Source organism: Ochrobactrum chromiisoli (assembly GCF_026241335.1).
GTDB classification, from domain to species: Bacteria; Pseudomonadota; Alphaproteobacteria; order Rhizobiales; family Rhizobiaceae; genus Brucella; species Brucella chromiisoli.
This window is the reverse complement of the sequence record NZ_JAPHAV010000001.1, coordinates 25,913-37,834: the sequence shown is the minus strand read 5'-3', so window position 1 is coordinate 37,834 and position 11,922 is coordinate 25,913. Positions and strand designations below refer to the sequence as shown.

The window sequence follows — 11,922 nt, the reverse complement described above, 5'->3', positions numbered from 1 at the left end:
TGATAGGCGAATACGAGAGGACCCATGGCGAAATCCGGCACTCCGCGACATTCCAAACCGGCAACCAAGCCTGTGACGATCAATCTTGATCCGTCAGATGTTAAACGCGTCGATGAAGACAAGACCGCTCAAGCGACACCCAAGGCCGAACCTGTCGGGGATTTTTCTCAGAAAGCCGATGCCAAGCCTGGCAGCGCTCCAAAACCAGAAGCCTCAAAAACAGGGCCCCAAGTGGAAAAGCCGCCCTTTACCGCAGGTGTTAAGCCGGACGTATCGAAAGATATGCCCCGTTCTGGCGCATCGATGCCGCCTATGAATGAAAAGAAATCCGGATCGACCGGTGCCTATCTTCTGGCGAGTGTTGCGGGTGGTGTGATTGCGCTGGCCGGATTGCTCGGATTGCAATGGGGCAATGTCGTGCCTTCGCCGGGCGCGCGTGTGACGGCAGAGCAGCTTGCGCATATTGAGCAGCAGATTGCAGATTTGCGCAGCAATCCAGTGCCTGCGCCGCTCGATGCTGCAAGCAAAACTCAGCTTGCCGATTTGCAGAAGAATGTCGAAGCGGCTGAGATCAAGGCGGAAGCCGTTGCCGGAAGCCTGACGGAGGTTCAGCAGCAGATTGCGGCCTTGCCAAAGGCAGGCGAGAGCACGGCGGTTTCCGCCGATGTTTCAGCTTTGACCGAACGGCTTGCATCGCTTGAGCAGCAGCTCAGTCACGCGAAGAATCAAGCCGATCAGGCCGCGGCGGGTGTTTCCGGCAATAGCGGCACGATTTCGAACCTTGAACAAAAGCTTGTATCGCTTCAGGACAAAGTGAGTGAAAGCGCACGCCAACCCGATGCATCGGTATTGATTGCAGCCAATGCGTTGAAGACAGCGATTGATCGCGGCGGATCGTTCAGGGCCGAGCTTGATACCTTTACATCGGTTGCTCCGCAGGGCACATCCGTTGAAGATTTGGCGGCTTTTGCCGACAAAGGCGTGCCGACGATTGCCGATCTCAATGCATGGTTTGGGCCTGTTGCCAACACGATCATCGCCACGGAAAACAAGCTGCCTGCCGATGCGGGGATCTGGGATCAGCTGGTTGCCAGCGCCAAAGGGCTTGTCAGTGTGCGCCCTGTCGCCGGTAATGTCAGCGGAACAGGTGTCGGGCCGATAACGGCGCGTATGGAAGCAGCACTACAGGCTGGTGATCTTGAGCGTGCGGTTTCGGAATGGGAGCAGTTGCCTGCCGATGCCAAGGCTGTTTCGGAAGAATTTGCAGGCCAGATGAAGGCACGGCGTGATGCCGACGCGCTCATCCAGCGTCTTGTGAGCGAAAGCCTCAAGCCAAAGACCGCAACAGACGCTCCGGCGCCAAATTAGGGAGGCGTCCATGCTGCGTGTGATTCTTTACTTCGCTATCGTTGTTGTTCTGGGATTTGGCTTTTCGTGGCTTGCGGATCGTCCCGGCGAACTTGATGTCACCTTTGCAGGCAATCATTACAATGTGCCGCTGATTACCGCTGCTGCCGGTGTTGTGGCACTTGTTGCTGCAATTTTAATCCTTTGGTGGCTGATCAAAAGCATTATCCAGTCACCCTACACACTGCGCCGGCATTTTCGTGCGCGCACCCGTGATCGGGGTTATCAGTCGCTTTCGACCGGGCTGATCGCCGCTGGCGCCGGGGATGCGGAAGCTGCGCGCCGCATGACGAAGCAAGCAGCGAAGCTGCTCAATTCCGATCAGGAACCGCTGATCAAGCTTCTTGAAGCCCAGACGGCCATGCTGGAAGGGCGCACGGATGACGCCCGCAAGGGCTTTGAAGCGATGATTGAGGACCCGGAAACCAAGCTTTTGGGCTTGCGGGGCCTTTATATCGAAGCGCAACGTGTCGGTGCGCGTGAGGCCGCTCGTCATTATGCGGCGGAAGCCGTCAAAGAAGCGCCGCAGCTTGAGTGGGCATCGTCTGCTGTTATGGGGCAGCTTTGCTCGGATGGCGATTGGGATGGTGCCTTGAAACTCGTTGATGCGCGCAAGCAGGCATTGGCGCATGGAAAAGACGTGGTGAAAAAGGAGCGTGCAGCGCTTCTCACGGCAAAGGCCATGGCGAGTATCGATGTCGACCATGCGCAAGCCAAGGCGAATGCACTTGAAGCCAACAAGCTGGCTCCTGATCTGGTGCCTGCGGCGGTTGTTGCAGCGCGTGCGCTGTTTGCCGATGGCGAAGTGCGCAAGGGCTCTAAAATTCTCGAAGCGGCATGGAAGCGTTCGCCGCATCCCGATATTGCTTCGACTTATGTTTATGGCCGGGCCGGCGACACGGTTCAGGATCGCCTGAAACGGGCAAAGCATCTGGTGGCGCTACGCTCCAACAACGCGGAGGGCAGCCTTGCGCTGGCACGTGCCGCCTATGAGGCGGGTGAGTATCGCTTGGCGCGTGAGAATGCCGAACAGGTCTTGCGCGGCGCGCCGCGCGAAAGCGCTTATCTGTTGCTTGCAGATATTGAAGAGGCTGAAACGGGCGATCAGGGCAAGGTGCGGCAGTGGCTTGCGCAGGCGGTTAAAGCGCCGCGTGATCCGGCGTGGACGGCAGACGGCTATGTGTCTGAGCAATGGTCACCGGTGTCTCCGCTCACAGGTCGCCTGAATAGCTTTGAATGGAAAGTGCCAGTCGAGCAGCTTTCGCCGGTGATTGAAGTGGAAAAGCCGGAAATCGCTGAGGCTGTTGCTGACAGCAGCCCAGAAAGCAAGGCAATCGTTCCGGTTGAGAAACATGCGCTAAAGCCGAAATTCGAAGATGTGGTTGAGGCGGAAGTTGTTGTGCCGGATGCGGAACCGGTGAAGATAAAGCCGGAGCCGGTTAAGCCTGAAATTAAGCAGGTTGAGAAGCCAGCCGTTCTGGATCTTGCTGACCCCGACATCGAAGATGACAACAAGAAACGCCCCGGTCATATTGTTGTTGACGATCCCGGTGTGGATGAAAACAAGGCCGCTCAGAAGAGCCAGAACAATGGTTTGCGCCTCTTCTGACCCCAATATTGTTGCTTAAACACCACGCTTGTACCGCCTTGCGCTGCTGAAACGCAGCCAAGGCGCTTTGACGTCTTGTGCCTTGTAACCATCTCGCTAGTTTCAATGCTTCTAAAGAGCGTTTCGCGTTTTTCGGGATGCGCTATTTTGTCGAAACTGTTCCTGTAGTGAGGGTGAATGTTCGATCGTCTGCTGGATTTTTTAAAAGAGTTGCCGGGCAATGGTTTGCGAGAGCGCGGCGAGAAATTTTCCGAGGATGATCCAAGACTGGCTGCCGCTGCACTGATGTTTCACATCATGGATGCGGATGGGGATGCGCGTGAAGTGGAGCGCGCCAAGCTTTCGACCATGCTTTCGCAGAAATATGGCTTGAAGGGCGATGCACTCAAACAGCTCATTCGTGCTGCCGAAGAAGCCGATCAGGAATCAATCAGCCTGTCGGATTTCACCTCTGTTCTCAAACGCCATCTCGACTATCAGGCGCGTCTCGATTTCATCGCGCTGATGTGGAACATCGTCTATGCGGATGGTGTTGCCAGCGAAGTTGAGGTGGATGTGATGTGGCGTGTGGCGGAGCTTATCGGCATCAAGGCCGAGGATCGCGACCAGATTGAAGCGCAGGTTCAGGCTGGAAACAAAGCTGCGCCTCAGGCCTGATACAACGTTTTCGTGCGCGGATTGCTCCGCACTTTGCGCATTTGCCGGAAACTGCTCTGATATCTGTCCCGAAAAGGCTGGTTTTCGGGACAGATTTGTCAGGGGACTGATCAGTCCTTGCCGAGCAGGCCTTTCCAGATGATTGCACCGATGGCTGCGCCAATCAGCGGTGCGACCCAAAACAGCCAGAGCTGATTGATTGCGCCGGTTTCAGCAAACAGCGCTGCGGCTGACGAACGGGCCGGATTAACCGACGTATTGCTGATCGGGATCGACACAAGATGGATCAGCGTCAAAGACAGACCGATGGCAATCGGCGCAAATCCCGATGGGGCTGATGAAGACGTCGAACCCAGAATGACGATCAGGAAAAATGCCGTCAAAACGGTCTCGGCAATCAGTGCCGATGTGAGGCTGTAGCCGCCGGGTGAAAGTTCGCCATAACCATTGGATGCAAAGCCACCGACCGTGAAACCGCTTTTGCCGGTTGCGATCAGGTAGAGAATGGTTGCCGCAACCACGCCGCCCAAAATCTGTGCGATCCAGTATGGGATGAGGTCTTTGGCCGGAAAGCGCCCTGCGACCATAAGGCCGAGCGATACGGCCGGATTGAAGTGGCCGCCGGAAATGCCCCCCACAGCATAAGCCATTGTCAGCACGGTGAGACCGAATGCAAGAGCGACGCCCGCAAAGCCAATGCCGAGTTCGGGATAGGCTGCCGCGAAGATTGCGCTGCCGCAACCGCCGAAGACGAGCCAGAATGTTCCAAAAAATTCCGCAGACAGTTTGTTCAACATGGAAGCCCCTGTGTTGTTGCAGTGATAAATGCCAATGTGATTCATATCTATAAATATATATCCAAATTTTTTGGTACATAAAATGTGTTATGTTTTTATTATAGTTTATTAGCGTCCGTTTATATTGAAGGGGCGATAGTAAGTTACGGACTGAATTTCATTTATATTAGAAATCGCTGTTAATAGCGTAAATCGTGAAAAATAGCCCTGAACAACCCTTAAATTGGCCATTTTACGGCCTTAATTTAAGGGCTGTGATCGCGTGTGTTGCATATTGCGGGGGTGCGTGTACACACGCTATAAGTGATTTTCATGCAGCTGATTGCGATGAAAATGTATTTTGCAAAGCGGGTGTTTCGTGGGCATTAGAGGGAGTTGCCAGCCTTGAATATTCAATCTGAGGCACGAACATGCAGATTGATTCTACAATCCGTGATGGTTGTTGCTGTGGGTGCGGTTGTGTCAGGTTGTGCCGCCTCGGCATGGTCTGAAACCGTTCGGATCGACAGCAGGCCTGCCATGCCGACAGAATGTGCCGGTTGGCAGCGGATCGATCTCAAGCAGCGAACGGCCATGGTCCTTCTGCGCGAAGATGCTCGTCTTGCAACGGACATCGATGCCCATAATCTTAAAGGTCGCCATCTCGGCTGCTGGGAATAAGTCTTTTTGCAGATTTGACGCGTTGGGATGTGCTTAAAGCCGATGCAGGCTTTGGCGCATCATGTTCTGTTGCGCCTGTCCGCATATTTGCCTGAATGTTCTGCATTATAAAAACACAATGCGCGCGCAATTTTTATAGATGATTCTGCCCGAATTCACTTCAAATTAACCTCACATTAACCATGGAGGTTAAAGGTCATTCTGATATCGATTTCATCCGCAGCCTTATCAGTATGCGGACAATTTAGAGAAGCACAGCGGTGATACGTTTCGAGAATGTCGGCCTGAGATATGGCATGGGGCCAGAGATCCTCAAGGATGTCAGTTTCCATATTCCGCCGCGTTCCTTCCAGTTTCTGACCGGACCTTCGGGTGCCGGCAAGACCTCTTTGCTGCGCCTGCTGTTCATGGCGCTGAAACCAACGCGCGGGCTTATCAATATTTTTGGCAAGGATGTTGCGCGTCTTGATCATAAGCAGGTGCCTCTTCTTCGTCGACGCATCGGAATTGTATTTCAGGATTTCCGTCTTCTCGACCATATGACAACCTATGAGAATGTTGCGCTGCCGTTGCGTGTGCGCGGCAAGGAGGAAGCGACCTATCGTCATGAGGTGGAAGAACTTCTGCACTGGGTCGGGCTTGGTGACCGGATGAACGTGCTGCCGCCTGTTCTTTCGGGTGGTGAAAAACAGCGTGCAGCGATTGCACGTGCGCTGATTGATCAGCCGGAACTGCTGCTGGCGGATGAGCCGACCGGCAATGTTGATCCGCCGCTCGCCAAGCGTTTGTTGCGGCTTTTCACCGAGCTTAACCGCTCCGGAACTGCGGTCATCATCGCAACGCATGATCTTTCCCTGATGGAACAGGTCAATGCGCGGCGCATGATTCTCGAACATGGGCGGCTCGATATTTATGACTGATGCTGGCAGAAACCGCCCAAATGCTTTCCGCAAAATGATGGATGATGTGCGCATACGCTTTGAGGATCTCAAGGATATGCTGCTGGTGCGCATCGGTAAACGCAGAAAGCGTCAGGGGCCAAGCCCCATTGTGCCCGATGGAAGCGTAACTGGCACGGCGCTGGTTGCGGTGATTGCGATCATGACCTTCCTTGCCTGTCTCACCCTTGGCGGTGTCACGCTGGTGCGCGCGTCGGCTGCGCAATGGCAAAGCCAGATTGCGCGGGAGGCGACCATTCAGATCCGCCCAGTCGATGGTCTTGATATGGAAAAGGCGCTTCAGGATGCAAGCACCATCGCACGCGGTTTTGCCGGGGTGAAAAGCACGGGCATCATCGACAAGGATGCGACGGCGCGTCTGCTTGAGCCCTGGCTTGGCAGCGGACTCAATATCGATGAATTGCCAGTGCCGCGTCTGGTTGTCGTGACGATTGACGAAAATTCACCACCGGATTTTGAAACCATGCGGGCGGAAATCACCCGCGCCATTCCAAGTGCGAGTTTTGACGATCATCGCACATGGGTCGACAGGCTGGTTTCGATGGCCAACACCACAGTGCTGATCGGGACCGGTGTGTTGTCGCTGGTGATTGCGGCGACAGTGCTGACGGTTATCTTTGCAACCCGCGGTGCCATGTCCGGCAATGGGCATATTATCGAAGTTCTGCATTTCATCGGTGCCGAATCGAAATTCGTTGCGCGTGAGTTTGAATGGCATTTTTTCCGCACAGCCCTGAAAGGCGCGCTGTTTGGCGGAATGGCCGCGATGCTGGTTTTCCTTGTGTTTTCATGGTGGGCATCCCGGCAGATAGCGACACCTGCCGGTGATCAGGCAGCGGCGATGTTTGGCAATTTCGCCATTGGCCGCGATGGCTATATTGGCGTGGGTGCGATCATCCTTCTGGTGAGTGTGCTGACCATGCTGACCAGTCGTTTGACGGTTGTTCGTCAGCTTGCCACGATGGACGGTCCGGGGGTGCGTGCCGAATGACTGTCTTTTTTGCCAGTAGCGGCCGGAAGATGCGAATTTCCGGTAAGTTTCCGAGTTATCGCCGCAATGATGGTTATGATAACAAGCGAAATACACGCGACTTTCAGAAGACGGCATTGGCAGGGTATCCAGAAAGTACAGATGCAGAGGCAGGCAGAGACGCGAAAAGCCATTCCGGCGCTGTTGCCCGTGATTCGGCAACGAGTGTTGTGGTGTGGCGCCGCAGCCATACAACGGATGCACCACCGGCTCTTGCGCCTGTGGTGGGTAAATTTTTGTGGTCAGTCCTGATGCGTGTATTTCGACGACTTCAGCCGGTTTCCATTGTTCTTTTTCTGGCTCTTGTTGCCTTCCTGATCGGCTTTGTTGCCTTCAGTGAGAAAGTCACCAGCATGCAATCGCCGGTGATAGCAGAATCGGCTGATGCCATTGTGGTTTTGACAGGTGGTCAGTCACGCATAAAGGCAGCGCTTGACCTTCTCAAAGAAAAGCAGGGCAGGCGCTTGCTGATCAGCGGTGTGCATCCATCGACCACTGAAAAATCCTTGCAGCGTGCCACGCAATTCGACCAGAGCCTGTTTGATTGCTGTGTTGATCTCGACCGGTCCGCACTCAACACGGTGGGCAATGCAACGCAGAGCGAGCGCTGGATTCGCAACAACAATTATCATCGCGTCATCGTGGTCACTAATAATTACCATATCCCGCGCAGCATTCTTGAAATGTCCTATCGTATGCAGGATGTGGAATTTGTTCCTTATCCGGTCGTCAATACCGAAAGTCGCCCCCATAGCTGGGTTGCCGAGGGCGACACGCTGCGGGTTCTGTTCATTGAATATGTGAAATATCTCGGAGCAGCCATGCGTGTGGGTGGAGCGAAGATCTTGGATAAGCTGTTTGGCTGATACAGAATTGAACATTGTGTCGCGGGATTTCCTGATGGAAAATCCAAAACTTCCTGATATATCGGTTTCTGCAGCTTTCATGGGAAAGCTTTTTGTTTTTACGCATTCTCCTCGCAAAACCGCTACGCACTTTTGCTGGACATGCTCTAAAGGTTCTCGCCGATACGATGCTTCTCTATCTGCGCTCCGTCTTATTCAATCTGGTGTTTTACATCTGCACTTTGCTGCAGATGATCCTTTATACGCCGTTCTATTTTTTGCTCCCACGCAAGAAGGCGTGGATCGTTCCCAAACTTTGGGCACGGGTCAATCTGTGGCTGCAGAAATATATCGCTGGCACCGATTATGTCATCGAAGGCCTCGAGAATATTCCGCACGGCGCTTATATTGTAGCGCCCAAGCATCAGTCGGCGTGGGATACGTATGCTTTTTTGCCGCAGCTTGACGATCCGGTGCTCATTCTCAAGCGTGAGCTTATGCGCATACCGCTGTTTGGCTGGTATGTTGCCAAGATGGAGATGATCCCCGTTGACCGCGGATCACGCGTGAAAGCGCTGCATTCCATCACCAAGGGGGCTCAGAAGGCGATCGCTGAGGGCCGCCAGATTCTTATCTATCCTGAAGGGACGCGTCGCTCGCCCGGTGCGCCGCCGCAATACAAATACGGCATTGTGCATCTTTATGAAGCGCTCAACCTTCCGGTTCTGCCGATTGCGCATAATGCCGGGCTTTATTGGCCGCGCCGTAAATTCCTGCGTTTTCCGGGAACCATTCGTTGTCGCGTCCTGCCGCTGATCCCGGCAGGGCTTGAGAAAGAAGAATTCCTGCGTCGATTGATCGAGACGACGGAAAACGCCTGCGATGACCTTCTGGTCGCAGCAAGCCGTGACGCAAATGCTCCGCCGATGCCACCGACAGCCGTTCAGCGGCTTAAAGAGCTTGGTGAATAATCCTCACAACAACCCAATCATCCCCATCCGCTCTGTTTCGTCTGACGAGAATGACAATTCGCCGCGTTTTGTTGAACTTTCGTTTTTCTTGCACGCAATCATGAAACCCGTTATCAGAGCGCGACACGAAAGGACCCATCATGAATATTGATGCTATCTCCATCGGCAACAATCCGCCAGAAGACGTCAACGTGATCATCGAAGTGCCGGTCGGCGGACAGCCGATCAAGTACGAGATGGACAAGAAGGCTGGCGCCCTGATTGTGGACCGTTTCCTCTATACGCCTATGACCTATCCGGGCAATTACGGCTTCGTGCCGCACACGCTTTCGGAAGATGGCGACCCGATCGACGTTCTGGTTTGCAATACCCGTCCCTTGATCCCTGGTTGCGTGATCAATGTTCGCCCAATCGGCGTTCTGGTCATGGAAGACAATTCCGGCAAGGACGAGAAGATTATTGCCGTTCCTTCGCCAAACCTCACGCAGCGTTATGCAAAGGTGCATGATTACTCCGATCTTCCGGAAATCACGCTCAAGCAGATCGCGCATTTCTTCGAGCACTATAAGGATCTGGAACCTGGCAAGTGGGTGAAGATCGGTGACTGGGGTGATGAAGATTATGCACGCAAGTTCATCGTTGAAGCGATTGAACGCGCCAAGGGCAAGTAATCCCTCTTATATGTTTTAAACAAAAACGCCCGGATGAAAGTCCGGGCGTTTTTGTTGGCTGGGTACGTTGTCGGCCTCTTACAGAAGGGCCGGAAGCAGCGTTGTCCACATAAACTGGCGGATGAAGAAGATAATCAGCAAAAGCACGACCGGTGAAATATCGATGCCACCGAGATTGGGCAGGATATTGCGGATTGGGCGCAGAACCGGTTCGGTGACTTTGTAAAGAAATTCACCGATGGATGCGACAAACCGATTGGAAGAATTGACCACGTTGAACGCATAGAGCCATGAGAAAACGGCGCTTGCGATGATGATCCACGTGTAGATATCGAGCGCCAAATCAATGGTGCGAAAAAATGCGATCATAAAAATAGTCTCCTTGAAAGCCTGCCGAGATGTAGCGGTTGCATTGGGCGAGAACAAGGGTTGAGGCATCGTTCAGTTCAAATTTTCAGTCCGGGACTATGGCTTGCTCCTTCGAAATCTGAACTTGTCGTAGAAAATAACAATCAGCGCTCATCACGCTTATGGTTTTCAATGTTTTGGCGCACAAGGTCTGTCACATGCTCCAGCGCCTGATCGCGTACACGCATATTGCGCAGGTGTTCGAGCGTGTTTGCAACATAATCGACATTGGCGCCGGATTCGCCACGCGCCGTGGCGACGATTGCTGCCGCATCCTGCGCTGTGAGTGATCCCGCATATTGGGTATGACGGCGGTCTGCAACATAGGTTACGGCTTTCACGTCGCGACCATCAGCAAGGCGCAGGCCAAGCCATTTTTCATGATAGACGTTGTTCGACATTTCGCGTTCGCGCAAATAAACCATAACCTCCTCCGTCATATCGCCCGGAACACGGAAAGCGATGCCAAGGCACGACCCTCCTGCATCCAGTCCCAGCACAAGGCCGGGATGGTCTGGTGTTCCGCGATGGACGTGTGAATAGATGCACAGGCTGCGACGATAGCCATGCAGGCGTGCACGCATGGTTTCGACATGCGCAAAGCCCGGCCTCCACATCAATGAGCCGTAACCAAATACCCAGAAATCGTTCATTCGTTGTTCGTCGGTCTGCATTGTCATGATGGACATCAATATATGTTCTATTATGGCGAGTTTTTATCGGGATTCTCAGGATATAACTCTTTTTTATTCGGCGAAACTTTGCATGACTCATTCCTGCCATAATATGAACACCACTTGGCGGGAACAGAAACAGATATAATCGTTTATGCGTATTGGTGACGTGTTCCGATACGTCTGATACTTATGATGAAACGGGGCTTTTTCGATGGTGCATGCTGGAATTGAATACAAGAAATCCAGAAAGCGCCCAATCACGATTGCGGTTATCGTCCTTGTGCTGGTTGCTGCCTATACGGCAGGCTGGTTCTATGTGGCAGGCAAGATTGAAGCGCGCGCCAAGGCCGATATGGCCAAGCTTGCTTCGCAGGGTGTCGGCGTGCAGTGCGAAGATCTGCATATGGGCGGCTATCCGTTGCGCGTGAATGTGATTTGCTCCAGCGTCTCATGGCAGAAGCCCTCTGAAGGCATGTCATTGCGTGCCGGTCGCTTTACGTCCGGTTCACCGGTCTATGCGCCGTATTCGCTCAGCAATGCGCTGACTGGTCCGGCCTTTGTCGAGTTTCCCGGTATCAAGCCGCTTGAAGTCAACTGGAATACATTCACCTCCAACACGCGTCTTGAACGACCCTTCCCGACCGAGATTGAGTTGAATGCGCGCGATGTGCAGGTCGGCTTGCGAACCGAAACCACGAAAACGGAACAGATCAGCAAGCTTGAGCAGATGAATTTCCGCATGAGCAGCGAAGATGACCAGCTTAAGATCAATGGACGTTTTGCGGCGCTGAAGCTTGAGCCATCCGTTATTGGCAATGCCAAAAGCCCCGAAATTGATGGTCTGGTCGATATGGAAGTTGCCAATGCCGCAACATTCCTGGCTCCCAGCCCGTCGCCGTTCAATGAGCGCATGCGCGGCCATAGCGGCTTGATCAATCAGGCATTCTTATCGATGCCCAATGGTGCCATGCTTTCGGTTTCAGGACCGTTTTCGATCGATATGGAAGGGGAGATTGATGCGGACCTTAAGGTTACGATGATCAATCCCCAATCCTTTGCGCAGGCTGGACAGACGGTTTTCCCGGAGCAGGGCGGCAATATCGCGACTGTTCTGTTTGCTCTTTCTGCCATGCCGAAAGACGAAAACGGCAATCCCGTTATCGAGATTGCCGTTCGCAAGGGAAAAGCCAGTGCCGGATTTATTCCGCTTGGCCGGTTGCCCAGTCTGTAG

The 11,922-nt window shown here is 53.5% G+C and carries 13 protein-coding genes; 10 read left to right on the top strand and 3 right to left on the bottom strand.

The window, feature by feature from the left end; genetic code table 11:
- The first annotated feature begins 24 nt into the window (after positions 1–24).
- From OPR82_RS00210 to OPR82_RS00200, 3 genes are all read left to right on the top strand, one after another.
- Positions 25–1,368, top strand: coding sequence for a COG4223 family protein (locus OPR82_RS00210; protein WP_265982336.1), 1,344 nt, complete (start codon positions 25–27; stop codon positions 1,366–1,368).
- A gap of 10 nt (positions 1,369–1,378) precedes the next feature.
- Positions 1,379–3,016 (top strand): heme biosynthesis protein HemY, encoded by a 1,638-nt coding sequence (locus OPR82_RS00205; RefSeq protein WP_265982335.1) that lies wholly within the window; start codon positions 1,379–1,381, stop codon positions 3,014–3,016.
- A 177-nt stretch (positions 3,017–3,193) separates the two neighbouring features.
- Positions 3,194–3,673, top strand: coding sequence for a tellurite resistance TerB family protein (locus OPR82_RS00200; protein ID WP_265982333.1), 480 nt, complete (start codon positions 3,194–3,196; stop codon positions 3,671–3,673).
- A gap of 110 nt (positions 3,674–3,783) precedes the next feature.
- On the opposite strand, the gene aqpZ is transcribed toward OPR82_RS00200, so the two are convergent.
- Complete coding sequence (gene aqpZ, locus OPR82_RS00195) at positions 3,784–4,470, bottom strand: aquaporin Z (protein ID WP_265982332.1); 687 nt, start codon at positions 4,468–4,470, stop codon at positions 3,784–3,786.
- 384 nt (positions 4,471–4,854) lie between these two features.
- Between aqpZ and OPR82_RS00190 the strand changes: the two genes are divergently transcribed.
- The 6 genes from OPR82_RS00190 (at position 4,855) to ppa (ending at position 9,606) form a co-directional block, all read left to right on the top strand.
- Positions 4,855–5,130: a hypothetical protein gene (locus tag OPR82_RS00190; RefSeq protein WP_265982331.1), complete on the top strand. Its 276-nt coding sequence runs from the start codon at positions 4,855–4,857 to the stop codon at positions 5,128–5,130.
- Between the two features lie 296 nt (positions 5,131–5,426).
- Complete coding sequence (ftsE, locus tag OPR82_RS00185) at positions 5,427–6,050, top strand: cell division ATP-binding protein FtsE (RefSeq protein WP_265983798.1); 624 nt, start codon at positions 5,427–5,429, stop codon at positions 6,048–6,050.
- 34 nt (positions 6,051–6,084) lie between these two features.
- Positions 6,085–7,080, top strand: coding sequence for a cell division protein FtsX (locus OPR82_RS00180; protein WP_265983797.1), 996 nt, complete (start codon positions 6,085–6,087; stop codon positions 7,078–7,080).
- Positions 7,077–7,985, top strand: coding sequence for a YdcF family protein (locus tag OPR82_RS00175; RefSeq protein WP_265982330.1), 909 nt, complete (start codon positions 7,077–7,079; stop codon positions 7,983–7,985). The genes OPR82_RS00180 and OPR82_RS00175 overlap by 4 nt, the downstream gene beginning before the upstream one ends.
- Positions 7,986–8,152: 167 nt before the next feature.
- Positions 8,153–8,935 (top strand): lysophospholipid acyltransferase family protein, encoded by a 783-nt coding sequence (locus OPR82_RS00170; RefSeq protein WP_265983796.1) that lies wholly within the window; start codon positions 8,153–8,155, stop codon positions 8,933–8,935.
- Positions 8,936–9,075: 140 nt separating this feature from the next.
- Entirely contained in the window at positions 9,076–9,606 is a 531-nt protein-coding gene (gene ppa / locus OPR82_RS00165) for an inorganic diphosphatase (RefSeq protein ID WP_024898574.1), read from the top strand.
- Positions 9,607–9,684: 78 nt separating this feature from the next.
- Here the strand turns inward: ppa and OPR82_RS00160 are convergent, their stop codons facing one another.
- Positions 9,685–9,975: a YggT family protein gene (locus tag OPR82_RS00160; RefSeq protein ID WP_265982329.1), complete on the bottom strand. Its 291-nt coding sequence runs from the start codon at positions 9,973–9,975 to the stop codon at positions 9,685–9,687.
- A gap of 143 nt (positions 9,976–10,118) precedes the next feature.
- Positions 10,119–10,688, bottom strand: coding sequence for a gamma-glutamylcyclotransferase (locus OPR82_RS00155; RefSeq protein WP_265983795.1), 570 nt, complete (start codon positions 10,686–10,688; stop codon positions 10,119–10,121).
- A gap of 214 nt (positions 10,689–10,902) precedes the next feature.
- Between OPR82_RS00155 and OPR82_RS00150 the strand changes: the two genes are divergently transcribed.
- On the top strand, positions 10,903–11,922 hold the full coding sequence (locus OPR82_RS00150) for a DUF2125 domain-containing protein (RefSeq protein WP_265982328.1): 1,020 nt from the start codon (positions 10,903–10,905) through the stop codon (positions 11,920–11,922).